Raw genomic sequence first — 15,068 nt, forward strand, 5'->3', positions numbered from 1 at the left:
CCATTATATGGACTCAACTCGTTTTTGCGCCCTATTGGTTCCCGTTTTGTAATAAAAAAATAAGCGCCCGACGGCGCCCGTTTGTTTTTCGGCCTTAAATAAATTAAGGCCTTCGCAAAGGTAAAAGTTCCACATCATCAGCGGGTACAATGCCCCCGCTTACTCGGCAACTGCGGGTTATGTGGACGAACCCCGTATGATAAAAAGGAGGAAAATGGAAAAGGTTGTTTGTCTTGGTCTGAATTTATTATAACAAGAAACGGTTAACTTCACTTTGCCCGGAGGCAACAAATGGGTAAAAAAAACAACCCCGTACGGGGTTAACCTTTGATATCATTGATAATCGCTTGCACTGCTTGTTCAAGGTTGCTGAAATTCAGTGCTTTATAAAACTCCTCCAACTCTGCGTCCGAAAATCTTTCCTTTAGTTTCGCAATCGCTTCCGCTGCCGTCAGGGAGGAGCCCTGGGCTTCAACTATCTCTCCGATTGCCGAAGAAATTTTATGGTTCATCAGCACAACGTCTCCTTTCCTCCGGTTTGTTACGAACGCGGCCAACCTGTAATAAAACCCGTGATCTTCTTGATTTGATATTTAATAATATAAGTAACATAAATAATTAATATTATCTGTTTGGTAGTTATAAGCCAAATTATCCGGTTATAAATCAAATCATCCTAATGGATGTTTTGGTGGAGGCGGGGGGAGTCGAACCCCCGTCCGGAAAGATGACCACAGGAGTCTCTCCGGGTGCAGTCCGTATTTTGGTTTCACCAAAGTCCCGTCTACGGACAAACTGGACTTCGGCTATCTCGATCCGCTTAGCACCAGCCTCCGAGAATTGGCCGGTGAGCAACCTGGTTTAAGTGACGCCCGCACCAGACTCCCAGGTAAAGTCCGGATTGGACGGCCGCTGTTAATTAAGCAGCTAAAGCGTAATTGTTATTGGCACTTATTGTGCTTGCTGCAGTTTAACGAGGCCACAGCACCTCGACCCGCTACTCCTGTCACCACACTCCCCGTCGAAACCGGTCGCCCCCAACGGGAATTGGTTTACCTTATTTATTATACTCGATCCGCAGAGTTTTGGCAAACCTTGCGGCGAAACCATCTCTCACCTTCCTAGTCAGGTCTTCCCTTTAACGTCCGGGCCACTTCCCGCGCCGCATCCCGTTTGGCGAGGTCATGACGTTTATCATACAGTTTCTTTCCTTTGGCCAATGCCAACTCGATCTTAACCCGGTTATTCCGGTCAAAATACATGTTTAACGGCACTAAAGTATAACCCTTTTCTTTTATCTTCGCCGCTATTTTTCGAATCTCTGCCTTATGCAAAAGCAGTTTACGGGGACGCAAGGGATCATGGTTATACCGGTTCCCATAATCATACGGGCTTATATGGCAGTTGTAAAGAAAAACTTCCTCCGCCTTAATCAGCGCGTAACTTTCATTAAGGTTTCCCTTCCCCTGCCGTAAGGACTTCACCTCGGTCCCCGTTAAAACCACTCCTGCTTCGATTGTCTCTTCGATAAAATATTCGTGCCGGGCCCGACGATTCGTGGCAATTTTCTTGACTTCCAAAAGTGCCAACTCCTCAAAAGTGTCATTTAACATTATAGCCGGGTCCGCCGCCGATGTCAAGAAATAGCAATCGCGGTTGGTTTACGAAATCAGAGCCATCGTATCCCGGGCAATCACCAACTCCTCATTGGTGGGGACCAGTAAAACCTTCACCTTCGAGTCGGGAAGGCTTAAGATGGTCTCTTTCCCGCGCAGCCCTTCATTTTTCTCATAATCCATTTTGACTCCGAGGAATTCAAGCTCCCGGCAGATATCGGCCCGTACTTGCCAGTCGTTTTCACCGATCCCGGCCGTAAAGACCAGCACGTCAAGGCCCTTCAAGGCCGTCATATAGGCCCCGATGTACTTGACAATCCGGTAGATAAACAAGTCATAAGCTTCTTGGGCGCGAAGATTCCCCGCTTGACGTTCCCGCTGGATATCACGCATATCGGAGTAACCGGTCATCCCCACAAACCCGCTCTTTTTGTTCAAATATTCATCGGCCTGTTCCGGAGTGAGTTTCAATTTACTCCCGATCAGCGGGACAATCGCCGGATCAAGGTCCCCGGATCTTGTCCCCATCACTAAACCCTCGAGTGGCGTCAACCCCATCGAGGTATCAATTACTTTACCCCCGTCGATGGCCGCCAGACTGCTCCCGTTCCCAAGATGCGCGGTGATCATCTTCAAACTCTCCAGCGGACACCCAAGCAACTTCGCCGCTTGGCCTGACACGTAACGGTGGGAGGTTCCGTGGAACCCATACCGGCGGACCCGATATTTCTCGTATAACTCATAAGGCAGGGCATAGAGATAGGCCTTCTTCGGCATCGTCTGGTGAAAAGCCGTATCAAAGACCGCGACTTGTGGCACTCCGGGCATCAATTCGGCACAAGCCTTAATCCCCATAAGGTTAGCGGGCATATGCAGCGGTCCAAGCTCAACGAGCTCCTCCATCTTCCGCAACTCTTCGGGGGTCACCAAAATGGACTCTTTAAAGTACTCACCACCGTGGAGCACGCGGTGCCCAACACCGCCAATCTCTTTGAGATCGCGCAACACACCCCACTTTTCGTCGGTCAGCAGGTTTAAGATCATACGTAAACCCTGTTGGTGGTTGGAGATCTCCTCTTCAGCCTCGTACTTTCCGTTCTGTTGTACTTGATGGGTGATCTTGCCCAGTCCTCCCGGCATCCCAATTCTTTCAACCAAACCATGCGCCAATACTTCTTCTTTTGCAGCGGAAAAAAGCTTATACTTCAGCGAAGAACTACCACTATTAAGCACTAATATATTCATCGTACGCAACTCCTTTCTGAATTATTTAATTTGCGCCGGGATACCGAACGGAGACCACCTTCCCCTCAACCACCTCCTCTTACCATATTACCTGCTGTCTGGTTATCAATAGACATAAGAGGAAGCCAGTGTTATACTGGCTTCTCATTTTAAAATCTTCTTCGTCCAGTTTAACCATTGACAACCTGATCTTTTTGTTTCTCCAGTTTTGCGGTGTTAATCTTAAAGACTTCACACTGGTGACAGGTAGCCCGTTTCTCTTCCACGGAGCCGGCGGGTATACCACACCGTTGTAAGGTGTTGGGGATTAACCAGCATTTTTCTTCTTTTGCTTGGTAGGCTGGACAGTCCACCCAGTTGCAATCATGGACTCGCCAGCAACGTTGGAAATCGGAACTGACTTTGAATCTCCCCACCATCGAAGTTAAGTGCTCCGCCATCTCCACCAAGGCGCTGGAGGATTTGGTCAACTGCTCCATAACAGCCCTTTGTTGCTCGGTCACGGACGCCACTTGTTGGGCCGCCGTCGCGTTCCGCTGGGCAATCTCCTCCACACCCGTCATCGTGCTGGTCATCTCTTCACTGCTGGCTGCCTGTTCCTGGGAAGCGGCGGCAATCTCCTGAATCGTCTGGACGGTCTCGGTTACCGCGGAAACAATTGCATTAAAGGCTTCGTTGGCTTGAATGGCCAACGCGGCTCCCTCGTCAACGACGTTTTTCCCCGACTCCATGGCTTCCACGGCGGCCTGGGTTTCTTTCTGGATCTCATCGATCATTTTCACGATTTGGCTGGTGGATTCGGTGGTTTGTTCGGCGAGCGCACGAACCTCGTCGGCTACCACCGAGAAACCGCGGCCGTGTTCACCGGCCCGGGCGGCCTCAATGGCCGCATTCAGGGCCAGAAGGTTGGTTTGGCGGGAGATCGCCCGGATCACATCGGTGATCTTTCCGATCTCCTGCGAACGTTGTCCAAGCCGGCGAACGGTATCCGCCGAGGCGTCAACCGTCTCTTTAACCTGTAGAATTTTAGCCCGCACCGTCTGGATAATCTCCCCACCGGCTTTCGCCCGCTCCGAAGCTTCACTCGAAAAGGAAGCCGCTTTTTGCGATTCAGCAGCCACTTCCTGCGCAGTCGAGGCCATCTGTTGGGCGGCAAGGGATGATTGTTTTACATGGTGGGACTGTTCTTCGGTTCCCTGGGCAATGACATCGATCGAGCGCGTCACTTCTTGTGACGAAAGATTCGCCTGTTCCGCCATGGTGGACATTTCATGGGCGGCCATCGTTAATTTCTCCGCCGCTTCCAAGTTTTCTTGGAGAATACGACGGAGATTTTCAAGCATCCGGTTGATATTATGGCCGAGGATGGCAAACTCGTCTCTGGTCAACACCGTCACTTCGTTACTTAAGTTGTTCTCGGCAACTTCCTCGGCAACCTTGTTAATCTGATAAATTGGCTTCAATATTCCTTTATTAAAAAAGCCTTCCACGAATTTTATGTACGCCAGAACCATCAGCAGATTGAGGACGATGCGTATGAATTTACTGGAGATAAAGGCTCCCATCAAATTGCTGAGCAGAAGTGCGATGGCTAAAGAAGGAATAATCCGGATCATTATGCGCCTTTTGATACTAATAAACTCCAAAGGAACCCCTCCCTGTGGCCAAATACTCTCCCGAAACTATAGCCTTATTCTACACCGGGGTGGCCTATTCCTGCTTTCTTCGGGTGGAAAAGTACAGATCGAGCTAACCGGTCCCGCCGTTCACTAATAATTTCGGTTTAACCAGGTTTTTTCTTGAGCGAAAAACTCTCCTTGGCAGCACGAAAAAAACTCCCATGCGGGAGTTACACGAGATTGGCAATGATCGCGAGCAGGAAAAAAGCTACGCCCAACCCGGCTGTTATTTTGGTGAGGAGCGTTTCCAATCCTTTGTTTTTACCAAAAAAACGCGAAGACCCGCCACCCAACGCGCCCAAGCCTTCTTCTTTGCTCGGTAAAATCGTCACCAACACAATCAAAGCCACGGAGACGATCAATAAGAGAACCGAAAAGAAGTTCACATCTTCACCCCCTGCTGGGTCGCTTATTTTTTTATTGTATCAAAGTTGTCCACCCTAAACAAGGCCTGTCCGAGATTTTTTGTCACGGCCGTGGCAAACGGTGCGGAAGGCCGGCCGCGCCGTCCTTCCGCCTTTTTTTGCTTACCTTGTTTCTTACTTCTTCTTCAAATTGTAGAAGGCTGCCCGTCCGCTGTAAACCGCCCGGTCGCCCAACATATCTTCGATCCGCAGCAACTGGTTGTACTTGGCCACGCGGTCGGTCCGGGAAGGAGCACCGGTCTTAATCTGTCCGGCATTGGTGGCCACGGCGATATCGGCAATGGTGGTGTCCTCCGTCTCGCCTGAACGGTGGGAAATGATCGCCGTATAACCGGCCTTTTTCGCCATCTCAATCGCATCCAGGGTCTCGGTGAGGGTTCCGATCTGGTTGACCTTAATCAGAATCGAGTTGGCGACCCCCAGCTCGATCCCCTTCGCCAAACGCTGCGTGTTGGTCACGAACAGGTCGTCACCGACCAGCTGCACTTTCCCCTTCAGCCGTTCGGTCAGCATCGCCCAACCTTCCCAGTCCTCTTCGGCCATACCGTCTTCGATCGAGATGATCGGGTAGTTATTGACCAAATCAGCCCAGAACTCCACCATCTCTTCGCGGGTCTTCATCATCCCCGATTTCCAGAAGAAATACTTGCCCTCTTCGCCTTTCTCCTTGGCCGCATCCCACAGCTCGGTCGTGGCCGGGTCCATGGCGAACATAATCTCTTTGCCCGGGGTTAATCCGGCTTTCGTGATCGCTTCCATAATTACGTCCAGGGCTTCCTGGTTACTCTTCAGGTTGGGGGCATAACCGCCTTCGTCGCCCACGGCCGTCGCGTAGCCTTTTGCCTTTAACACTGCTTTCAAGGCATGGAAGATCTCGGCCCCCCACTGTAACGCCTGGGAGAAGCTTTCCGCCCCGACGGGCATAATCATAAACTCTTGCAGATCAACGCTATTGTCGGCATGCTTCCCGCCGTTGAGAATATTCATCATCGGGACCGGCAGTTCTTTGGCATTGACCCCGCCCAGGTAACGGTAGAGGGGGATCTCCAGCGCGTTGGCGGCCGCTTTGGCCACCGCCAGCGACACCCCTAAGATGGCGTTGGCACCCAGTCTCCCCTTATTCGGGGTCCCGTCCAGGTCGATCATCAACTGGTCGATTTCGGTCTGGTCCAAGGCATCCATACCGATTACTTCGCCGGCAATATCCTCATTGACGTTATTGACGGACGTCTGGACACCTTTGCCCAAGTAACGGTTTTTATCCCCGTCCCGTAGTTCAACGGCTTCAAAAGCACCGGTGGAAGCACCGGACGGTACCGCCGCCCGTCCGACCGCGCCTCCGGCCAGGGCGACTTCCACTTCGACCGTGGGGTTCCCGCGGGAATCCAAAATTTCTCGGGCATGAATATCAACGATTGAAGTCAAATCTTATTCCTCCTTTAGCTCATCTTATTTATGATTAATCCAAACCTTGGGGTATCCCTTAGGGCAAATGTTCGATTAAAGAGTGGCCGGTCATCTCCGCCGGTTTGGGCAGGCCCATCAGCTCAAGCAGGGTCGGGGCGATATCCGCCAAAATACCGTTCTTTAACCGACATTTCTCTTTGTAACCAATGAGGATCACCGGCGTCGGGAAGGTAGTATGGGCAGTCCAGGGCTCCTTCGTCACCGGATCCACCATCAGCTCGGCGTTACCATGATCGGCGGTGATTAGCACCACCCCGCCTTTTTCCAGGATCGCCGGCACCACCCGCGCCAAACAAGCATCCACGGTCTCCGCCGCTTTCACCGCCGCCTCCCAAACTCCGGTATGGCCAACCATATCACCGTTGGCGTAGTTCATAATGATCACGTCAAAACGGTCGGAGGCAATCTCGGCCAAGACCCGGTCGGTGACCTCCAAGGCGCTCATCTCCGGCTGCAAGTCATAGGTGGCCACCTTCGGCGAAGGGATCAGGATCCGCTCCTCCCCTTGGAAGGGAACTTCTTCCCCGCCGTTAAAAAAGTAGGTCACATGGGCGTATTTTTCGGTTTCCGCGATCCGGAGTTGTTTGAAACCTAACGCACTGAGGTACTTCCCGAGGATGTTCTCCATCGGTGGCTCCGGCGGGAAGAGCAAGGGAACGTCCAGCTCCTCATCGTACTGGGTCAAGCAGACAAAGCGCGTGGCCAAGAAGCCTTTTTTCCGCGGAAAGCCAGTAAAGTTCCGATCCACAAATGCTCTGGTGATCTCCCGGGCCCGGTCGGGACGGAAATTAAAAAAGATCACCCCGTCACCGGGCTCAATGGTGGCCACCGGTCTTCCGTCTTCTTCAATCACGGTCGGCACCACAAACTCGTCGTGGACACCTTTCTGGTATGAAGCATCCACGGCGGACAGCGCATCAGGGGCTTTCTCCCCTTCGCCGTCAACCATCGCCGCGTAGGCCTTTTCCACCCGTTCCCACCGTTTATCCCGGTCCATCGCGTAATAACGACCGGCAACGGTCGCAATGCGCCCCGTCCCGATCTTTTTCAGCTCCGCTTCGAGCTCCGCCAAATACTCCTTGGCGCTGGCCGGCGGGGTATCACGTCCGTCAAGAAACGCGTGGACATAGATATCTTGCACGCCCATTTCCACCGCCAACCGGATAAAGCCGTATAAATGCTCAGTGTGGCTGTGGACCCCGCCGGGAGAGACAAGCCCCATGAAATGTAACGGTTTTTTGTTTGCGACTAAGTACTGGATAAGTTCGGTAAAGACCGGGATGTGTTTAATTTCGCCGTTCTTCAGCGCTTTACTGATCCGGACCAGGCTTTGGTAGACAATCCGCCCGGCCCCCATGTTCAGATGTCCCACTTCCGAGGTACCCATCTGCCCTTCCGGAAGCCCCACGGCCTCGCCGGAGGTTTCAACCAGCGCATGGGGGTTCTCCGCCATCATCCGGTCCAAGAAGGGCGTCCGGGCGGCATGGATCGCATTATAGGTGGGGTCAGGATTATGACCCCACCCGTCCAAGATAATCAACCCAACCGGTCTGTATTTAAGCTCCATTTTTCATCTCTCCGTTCAACACTGCCTAACTTGCTTTAGCGTACTACCTAATAGGAAATAATCCCGTAAAAGTCCTCCGCCTTGAGGCTGGCCCCGCCAACCAAAGCACCGTCGATCTCCGGTTGGTCCATGAACTCTTTAATATTCCCCGGTTTCACACTGCCTCCGTACTGGATGCGCACCTGCTCCGCCAGGGAGGAACCGAATTTCTTGGCGATCGTCTGGCGGACCAAGCCAATTACTTCATTGGCATCGGACCCGCTGGAAGACCGGCCGGTGCCAATGGCCCAGATCGGTTCGTAGGCAATGACCACCTGCGGAATACTCTCCGGCGCCAGTCCGTCCAGGGCTTTTTCCACTTGCCCCGCAACGAAAGCGTTGGTTTCACCCGCTTCCCGCTGCTGTAAACTCTCACCCACACAAATGATGGGTTTCAAGCCGTGGCGAAGGGCGGCTTTCACCTTTTTGTTCACCGTTTCGTCGGTTTCCCCAAAATACTGCCGCCGCTCCGAATGGCCGATAATCACATAGGAGCAGCCCAATTCCTTGAGCATCAAGGGCGAAACCTCACCGGTGTAAGCCCCTTCATCCTCCCAGAACAGGTCCTGGGCTCCCAGCCCAATCGCCGTCCCCTGCAGAAGCTCCGCCACAGTCGTCAACGCCGTAAAGGGCGGACAGAGCACAACTTCCACCGCCGCCGGCATGGTCTTTTCTTTCAACCCGTTGACCAAAGCCCGTGCTTCGGTATTGGTCTTATACATCTTCCAGTTCCCAGCAATAATCGGTTTCCGCACGGTTACCACCTCTTATTCTTTATCGGTAAGCGCAGCTACCCCCGGCAGCTCTATCCCTTCCAGGAACTCCAGCGAAGCCCCGCCACCGGTCGAGACATGGGTCATCTTGTCGGCGTAGCCCAGCTGCTCAACCGCCGCCGCCGAATCGCCGCCACCGACAATCGTCGTCGCGTCAGCTTCGGCCATGGCTTGGGCGATGGCGTTTGTCCCCACGGCAAAGGTGGGATTTTCAAAGACACCCATTGGCCCGTTCCAGACCACCGTCTTCGCCGCTTTGATCGCCGCTGTAAACTGCTTGATCGTCTCGGGGCCGATATCCACACCTTGCAGATCCGCCGGGATCGCATCGGCCGGCACTGTCTTATGCATGGTCGGGTTCTTAAAGTCATCGGTTACAACCACGTCCACCGGGAGGAGCAATTGGACCCCTTTCGCCTCCGCCTGGGCGATCATCTCCCGGGCAAAGTCGATTTTTTCTGCATCAAGCAAGGACTTACCGATCTCGAGCCCCTTCGCCTTGAGGAAGGTATAAGCCATGCCCCCGCCGATGATCAAGGTGTCCACTTTGTTGAGGAGATTGGTGATGACCCCTAATTTATCGGCCACTTTCGCCCCGCCCAGGATGGCGACGAAGGGTCTTTCGGGGTCGGTGATGGCTTTACCCATAATCGCCAGTTCTTTTTCGATCAGGAAGCCGGCCACAGCCGGTTTCAGATAGGCCGTTACCCCGGCGGTCGAAGCGTGGGCGCGGTGCGCCGTGCCAAAGGCATCATTCACATAAAGATCAGCCACCGCGGCCAGTTGCCGGGCAAACTCCGGATCGTTGGCCGTCTCCTCTTTATAGAAGCGTACATTCTCCAGGAGCAGAATGTCGCCTTCGGCCATTGCGGCCACGGCTTTTTGCGGTTCTTCACCGATACAGTCGTTGACCTTAATCACCTTCCGCCCACTGAGTTCGCGCAGGCGTTGGGCGATCGTGTCCATCCGGTATTTCTCGTCCACCCCTTTCGGACGGCCAAAATGGGAGACCAGGATGACTTTCGCCCCTTGCTCCGCCAGATAGTTGATGGTCGGCAACGCCGCTTGAATCCGGCGGTCATCGGTGATTTGTCCGTTGTCGTCCACCGGTACGTTGAAATCAACCCGGACTAAAACCCGTTTTCCCTTTACCGCCAGATCCTTGATGGTCATCTTTTTCATCAGCACACCACTCCTTGCTTCTTTCTCGGGTTTTTTGCTCTATATTAAAGACCTTTCTCCCCCATATAAACAGCCAAATCCGCCACCCGGCAGGAATAACCCCATTCATTGTCGTACCAGGCCACCACTTTCACCAGGTTGCCCTCGATCACCATCGTCGAAAGGCCATCCACAATGGAGGAATGGGGATCACCGTTGTAATCGGAAGAGACCAACGGCAGCTCGTTATAGCTCATAATCCCTTTAAGCTCGTTTTCGGCCGCCGCCTTCAAAGTAGCGTTGATCTCTTCCACGCTCACCGGCGACTGGTTCAACTCCGCCACGAAATCAACCACCGAGACGTTGGGCGTGGGTACCCGCATGGCAAACCCGTTCAGCTTCCCTTTCAACTCCGGCAGGACCAAGGCCACCGCCCGCGCCGCCCCGGTCGTCGTCGGGATAATCGATAACGCGGCCGCCCGGGCCCGCCGCAAGTCACTGTGGGGCAGATCCAAAATCTGCTGGTCGTTGGTATAGCTATGTACAGTGGTCATCAAGCCCCGTTTAATCCCGAATTTTTGGTGGAGAACCTTGGCTACCGGGGCCAAACAGTTGGTGGTGCAGGAGGCGTTGGAGACGACATGATGTATTTGGGGATCGTACTGGTCATGGTTGACCCCCATCACAATGGTCAGGTCTTCCTCCTTGGCGGGCGCCGTAATGATCACTTTCTTGGCGCCGCCTTTGGTAATATGATTGACGGCACCGCGCACCACCCGGCCTTTCTTATTCACGCCGTCATTTTTCAGGGTAAAAATACCCGTTGCTTCAATCACAATCTCGACGCCATAATCCGACCAGGGAATCTCGGCCGGGTCTTGCACCGAAAGGACCTTGACCGCTTTGCCGCCCACGATGATCCGGTCGGCTTCCGCACGGACGTCCGCCGCCAGGCGCCCATGGACCGAATCATACTTCAGAAGATGAGCCAAGGTCTCCGCGTTCGTCAGGTCGTTGACCGCCACCACTTCCAGCTCCGGATGGTACTGTAAAATGGCACGGAAAACACTCCGGCCGATCCGGCCAAAACCGTTAATCCCGATTTTTACTCCCATTTTTTACTCCTCCTTTTTCCTTTTTGCCGTCGCCCCTTGCCTTGGGCGCGGGATTTTCATTGCTACTGGAATTATCTCCCGATCAAGCTAAAACTATCATTAACAGTTTTTGCAACTCGCACGGTTTCAGGAGACTTCCCGTCGGAAAAAGGAGGATAATAACGGGAAACCGGGTTGATGAGGTTATAATAAATTCTTACATTGAATTCAAAACTAAAGCTTCATCCTGGAGAATCCATTTCCTCCTGGCCAATAAAAGTTTCGGCAATTTTTAACAATTTCCGCATCCGGTGGTTCACCGCCGACTTACTCAAAGGCGGTGTGGCCAGTTCGCCAAGTTCCCTGAGGCTGACTTCGGGATGTTCCAGACGCAACCGGGCAACCTCCTGGAGGCTCGCGGGCAGGGTGGCCAGGACCTTCCGGTCTTGCAAAGCCTTGATCGCTTCCACTTGTTCCAAACCCGCCCGCACCGATTTCTCCAGGTTGGCCGTTTCACAATTGACCAGGCGGTTCACTTCATTGCGCATCTCTTTAATCACGCGCACTTCTTCCATGGCCAAAAAAGCGCTGTGGGCACCGATGAAACTGATAAACCGGCTGATCGTTTCCGCGCCCTTCAAATAAACAGTATATTCCTTCCGGTGGTGGATGCCCGCCCGGAACCCGCAGAGGTTTAACAAATAATTTAAACCCACGGCAAACTCCTCGTTCTCGGTGGTGATCTCCAGATGGTAGTTGGGTTTCTGGGGATCGGTAATCGAACCGCGGGCCAAAAACGCCCCCCGCAAGAAAGCCGCCCGGCAGCAGTCGTTCCGGACCAGCGAGGGCGAGATGGCGCTGTTCAACTGCAACCCGGCCGATAAGATCTCCAGCTCCGTCAAGACCCGTTTGACATTCCGGGCCCCGATCAGCTGTAAGCGGTAGTGGCGCCGGTTAAACCGGCCGGTATCTTCCACAATAATCTGCCCGGGCAGCTGAAAGTATTTTTTCAGCAGTAAAAGGGTTTTCCGGATTAAGGCCGCGCTTTCACTGCTGACCGTCAGGACATAAGAATGGTTGGCCCGTAAATGCAGACTGCCACTGGCCCGCACAATCGCCGCCAGTTCCGCCTTGACGCAACATTTTTGCGCCGGGTACTTCCTGGCCAACTCTTCCTTCGTGCGTTGGGAATAGGTCCCCACGATCTTTCTCTCCCATCACTAGCCATCCATTTATTGGGCATAAACCCGCTACGCCACGTATATATAAATCTGTGGGGGGTGTTCGCCATCAATAAAATCTGGTTTGCCCTTTTTTTTCTCGGCTTTCTGGTAGCCGGGGCGACCGGACGCGTCGAGGAGACTACTCTGGCCCTCATTGCCGCCATGGAGGAGAGCGTCAACTTCACCTTGGAGCTCATTGGTTTTCTCGCCTTCTGGTCCGGCCTGCTCAAGATCGCCGAAGCCGCCGGCATCACCCAAAAAGTGGCCCGCGTCCTCCATCCGCTCCTCCGCCACCTGTTCCCCCGTCTTCCTTCCGACAGCCCGGCCATGGGCGCGATCACCCTTAGTTTGGCCGCCAACCTGCTCGGTTTAAGCCACGCCGCCACTCCGCTTGGTATCAAGGCCATGCACGAGTTGGAAAAGGTCAACCCCACACCCGGCGAAGTCTCCGATGAGATGGCCGTATACCTGGCTTTAATCTTGGGCGGCGTCTCTTTCGTTCCTTCCACCATCATTGCCGTCCGTTCGCGTGCCGGTTCCGTCCAACCATCGGTGGTGATCCTTCCTATTTTACTCGTCTCGCTGATCGGAACCACCGTGGCCCTGCTCACGCATTTTATCATAAAAAAAAACCCGAAAGGAGAGTAAAAAATGAAACTACTCTCGGTTTGGGCCATTCCCCTCTTCATCCTGGTTGTGCTCGCCTGCGGCGAGTATAAAGGGGTTAAAGTATATGAAACCTTTATCGAAGGAGCCGGCACCGGTTTGAAAACCGGTTTCCAACTCCTCCCCTATTTCCTGGCCATCTTTGGCGCGCTCGCGGTCTTCAAGACTTCGGGTGCCCTTAGCCTTTTTTGCCGCCTCACCGCCCCGCTCGCCCGCCTCCTGCGGATTCCCGAGGAGATCATCCCCCTGGGTCTGGTGAAGCCGCTCTCCGGTTCGGGAACCATCGGGTTTCTGGCCGACTTAACACAGAAACATGGCCCCGATTCCCTCCTCGGCTTGATGGCTTCCATCATCGCCGGGGGCTCGGAGACCACATTCTATGTCCTCACCGTTTATCTCGGCGCCATCGGCATCAGCCGCCCGAAGCATCTGGTCGGTATGGGCCTCCTTGGCGACCTGGCCGCTTTCTTCGCGGCAATCGTTATAGCTCGGTGGTTTCAAATAGTCTAGCCGCTTTCGCTTTCGCCGCCGCCAGGACATCATCATCATCGATTTCTGTCACGGCCGGCTTCGTGCGGGTTTCCACCTTCTTGAACCCACTCAGCTTCTCCAGCTTCTCCGGTTTCTCAAATTTATCCAGCTTCTCGTCGAAGCGTCCCAGTTTCTCCAGTTTCTCGTCAAACCGCTCTACACTCTCCAGTTTCTCCGGTTTTTCCGGCTTGACTTCCTTCTCTTCCTGCTTCCGGCTTACCCCGCAGCGGGAAAGATCGGTCATTTGCTCCCAGATGTCGTCAATATCCAGTTGTTTCTCGGCCATCTCAATCAAGGTCTGTAAAAAGCGGGTGAAATGGATCCGGAACATATCCACCTGCTGCTTGAGATTGGCCAACTGCTGGAGTTCGGCCTGGATCTCCTCCCGTACTTTCAGCCGCATCTGCTCGGCCCGGTTCTGCGCTTCCCGGAGAATGATCTCGGCTTGTTTCTCCCCGGCCGACTTGATCTCATCCGCGGTCCCCTGGGCGAGATAAAGCGTGTTTTTCAGGGTCTCTTCCATTGCCTGGTAGTTTTTGAGCAAATCTTTCTTCGCTTCCAACTCTTCCCGGAGATCGATGTTTTCTTTATATAGTTTTTCATAATCAACGATCAGCTTCCGCATAAACTCTTGAACCTCTTTGGTCTTGTAACCGCGGAATCCCCGTCGAAAAACCATGGTTTCCAAATCAACTGGTGTAAACATCGGACCAAGCCTCCCTTTGCTAGCTAAATTATTCTGTTGTTGTTCTACAATAACCTCTTCAGTTTAACAAACAAACGCCCTTTGCGCGTTTCACCACCAATTTCCTCGACAATGACCCGGCCCCGGCCCCGGATCGAAAGCACATCGTCCGTTGCCACCTTATAGTCGGGATCCGTGACCACTTGCCAGTTTACCTTAACCTTCCCCATTTTGATCTCCCGGACCATCCGGCTCCGGGAAACACCGTAACCCAGCCCGGCCACCGCATCCAACCGCGGTGAAGCCACGGTGCTCCTGATCTCCTTAACCCTTTCCACCGGGGTGTTCAATTGCTCCGGATCAATGGCCACCACCGTGACGGGCAAGGAACCGACTTTACTCAGGTTGGTCAGGATAAACTCGGCTATCTCCGCGGCGACCACCACCTGTGCTTCCTCAGTCCCCAGGAGAATGTCGCCGATTTTGCCCCGTTTCAGCCCCAAACCCATTATACTGCCTAAAACCGACCGGTGATTAAGCAGTGGTTCGGCTCCGGCGGGGGCGGCCTTCCCCCCTTTCAACGGCGGCCGAATTGCCAAATAAGCCAAAGGCGGTTCCACGGCCTCGTCCAGGTAAAAAGCGGGCATGACCACCATCCGTTGCCGCTCCGCTCCCCGGTACCCACCGAAATATAAAGCTTTAACCTCCGGTAGAAAATGGATTACTTCGCTACAAAGGGCCCGCTGATTCGGGTCAAGAAAATCCGTCGCCACCGGCGCGGTCTTCTTTAAAGCCGTTTCCACCTGGTCCAGGACCCGGGCCACCAGTTCCCGGTCTTCCCCTTCCAGGTGCGCCAAGAATCGTTCTTTATCCATGCCTGCTCCTTTTCTTCGTCAA

The 15,068-nt window shown here is 53.7% G+C and carries 15 protein-coding genes and 1 other RNA gene; 2 read left to right on the forward strand and 14 right to left on the reverse strand.

Annotated elements, in window-relative coordinates:
- Positions 1-320: 320 nt before the first annotated feature.
- From G5B42_RS03495 to whiA, 12 genes are all read right to left on the reverse strand, one after another.
- Positions 321-512: a hypothetical protein gene (locus G5B42_RS03495; RefSeq protein ID WP_181339066.1), complete on the reverse strand. Its 192-nt coding sequence runs from the start codon at positions 510-512 to the stop codon at positions 321-323.
- Positions 513-689: 177 nt separating this feature from the next.
- Positions 690-1,039: a transfer-messenger RNA gene (gene ssrA, locus G5B42_RS03500) on the reverse strand.
- Between the two features lie 82 nt (positions 1,040-1,121).
- Positions 1,122-1,580 (reverse strand): SsrA-binding protein SmpB, encoded by a 459-nt coding sequence (gene smpB / locus G5B42_RS03505; RefSeq protein ID WP_407926901.1) that lies wholly within the window; start codon positions 1,578-1,580, stop codon positions 1,122-1,124.
- Between the two features lie 81 nt (positions 1,581-1,661).
- Positions 1,662-2,861, reverse strand: a complete 1,200-nt coding sequence (locus G5B42_RS03510) for an acetate/propionate family kinase (RefSeq protein ID WP_181339068.1) — start codon at positions 2,859-2,861, stop codon at positions 1,662-1,664.
- Between the two features lie 170 nt (positions 2,862-3,031).
- Positions 3,032-4,507: a methyl-accepting chemotaxis protein gene (locus G5B42_RS03515; protein WP_181339069.1), complete on the reverse strand. Its 1,476-nt coding sequence runs from the start codon at positions 4,505-4,507 to the stop codon at positions 3,032-3,034.
- Between the two features lie 203 nt (positions 4,508-4,710).
- A complete protein-coding gene (gene secG / locus G5B42_RS03520; RefSeq protein ID WP_181339070.1) occupies positions 4,711-4,926 on the reverse strand; it encodes a preprotein translocase subunit SecG in 216 nt (71 codons plus the stop codon).
- A 153-nt stretch (positions 4,927-5,079) separates the two neighbouring features.
- Positions 5,080-6,390, reverse strand: a complete 1,311-nt coding sequence (gene eno / locus G5B42_RS03525; protein WP_181339071.1) for a phosphopyruvate hydratase — start codon at positions 6,388-6,390, stop codon at positions 5,080-5,082.
- Between the two features lie 58 nt (positions 6,391-6,448).
- A complete protein-coding gene (gene gpmI / locus G5B42_RS03530; protein ID WP_181339072.1) occupies positions 6,449-7,999 on the reverse strand; it encodes a 2,3-bisphosphoglycerate-independent phosphoglycerate mutase in 1,551 nt (516 codons plus the stop codon).
- Between the two features lie 47 nt (positions 8,000-8,046).
- Positions 8,047-8,793, reverse strand: a complete 747-nt coding sequence (gene tpiA, locus G5B42_RS03535; protein ID WP_181339073.1) for a triose-phosphate isomerase — start codon at positions 8,791-8,793, stop codon at positions 8,047-8,049.
- A 12-nt stretch (positions 8,794-8,805) separates the two neighbouring features.
- Entirely contained in the window at positions 8,806-9,993 is a 1,188-nt protein-coding gene (locus tag G5B42_RS03540; protein WP_181339074.1) for a phosphoglycerate kinase, read from the reverse strand.
- Positions 9,994-10,037: 44 nt separating this feature from the next.
- Complete coding sequence (gene gap, locus G5B42_RS03545) at positions 10,038-11,087, reverse strand: type I glyceraldehyde-3-phosphate dehydrogenase (protein ID WP_181339075.1); 1,050 nt, start codon at positions 11,085-11,087, stop codon at positions 10,038-10,040.
- Positions 11,088-11,308: 221 nt separating this feature from the next.
- The gene (gene whiA / locus G5B42_RS03550; protein ID WP_181339076.1) at positions 11,309-12,268 is read right to left on the reverse strand and encodes a DNA-binding protein WhiA; all 960 of its coding nucleotides are present in this window, start codon (positions 12,266-12,268) and stop codon (positions 11,309-11,311) included.
- A 78-nt stretch (positions 12,269-12,346) separates the two neighbouring features.
- On the opposite strand from whiA, the gene G5B42_RS03555 reads away from it, so the two are divergent.
- Together G5B42_RS03555 and G5B42_RS03560 are read left to right on the forward strand one after the other, a co-directional pair.
- The gene (locus G5B42_RS03555) at positions 12,347-12,937 is read left to right on the forward strand and encodes a nucleoside recognition domain-containing protein (RefSeq protein WP_181339077.1); all 591 of its coding nucleotides are present in this window, start codon (positions 12,347-12,349) and stop codon (positions 12,935-12,937) included.
- Positions 12,938-12,940: 3 nt separating this feature from the next.
- The gene (locus G5B42_RS03560) at positions 12,941-13,465 is read left to right on the forward strand and encodes a spore maturation protein (protein WP_181339078.1); all 525 of its coding nucleotides are present in this window, start codon (positions 12,941-12,943) and stop codon (positions 13,463-13,465) included.
- Here the strand turns inward: G5B42_RS03560 and G5B42_RS03565 are convergent.
- Positions 13,437-14,192 (reverse strand): DivIVA domain-containing protein, encoded by a 756-nt coding sequence (locus tag G5B42_RS03565; RefSeq protein WP_181339079.1) that lies wholly within the window; start codon positions 14,190-14,192, stop codon positions 13,437-13,439. The genes G5B42_RS03560 and G5B42_RS03565 overlap by 29 nt on opposite strands.
- 44 nt (positions 14,193-14,236) lie before the next feature.
- Positions 14,237-15,046 (reverse strand): YlmH family RNA-binding protein, encoded by an 810-nt coding sequence (locus tag G5B42_RS03570; RefSeq protein ID WP_181339080.1) that lies wholly within the window; start codon positions 15,044-15,046, stop codon positions 14,237-14,239.
- Between the last annotated feature and the right edge of the window lie 22 nt (positions 15,047-15,068).

This window comes from Capillibacterium thermochitinicola, from assembly GCF_013664685.1.
GTDB lineage: Bacteria > Bacillota > UBA4882 > UBA10575 > UBA10575 > Capillibacterium > Capillibacterium thermochitinicola.

What these genes read in the sequence shown, in the direction of transcription:
- G5B42_RS03495 (WP_181339066.1), bottom strand. Translation starts at nt 512, where the DNA reads ATGAACCATAAAATTTCTTCGGCAATCGGAGAGATAGTTGAAGCCCAG.
- G5B42_RS03510 (WP_181339068.1), bottom strand. Translation starts at nt 2,861, where the DNA reads ATGAATATATTAGTGCTTAATAGTGGTAGTTCTTCGCTGAAGTATAAG.
- gpmI (WP_181339072.1), bottom strand. Translation starts at nt 7,999, where the DNA reads ATGGAGCTTAAATACAGACCGGTTGGGTTGATTATCTTGGACGGGTGG.
- G5B42_RS03540 (WP_181339074.1), bottom strand. Translation starts at nt 9,993, where the DNA reads ATGAAAAAGATGACCATCAAGGATCTGGCGGTAAAGGGAAAACGGGTT.
- gap (WP_181339075.1), bottom strand. Translation starts at nt 11,087, where the DNA reads ATGGGAGTAAAAATCGGGATTAACGGTTTTGGCCGGATCGGCCGGAGT.
- G5B42_RS03560 (WP_181339078.1), top strand. Translation starts at nt 12,941, where the DNA reads ATGAAACTACTCTCGGTTTGGGCCATTCCCCTCTTCATCCTGGTTGTG.
- G5B42_RS03565 (WP_181339079.1), bottom strand. Translation starts at nt 14,192, where the DNA reads ATGTTTACACCAGTTGATTTGGAAACCATGGTTTTTCGACGGGGATTC.
- G5B42_RS03570 (WP_181339080.1), bottom strand. Translation starts at nt 15,046, where the DNA reads ATGGATAAAGAACGATTCTTGGCGCACCTGGAAGGGGAAGACCGGGAA.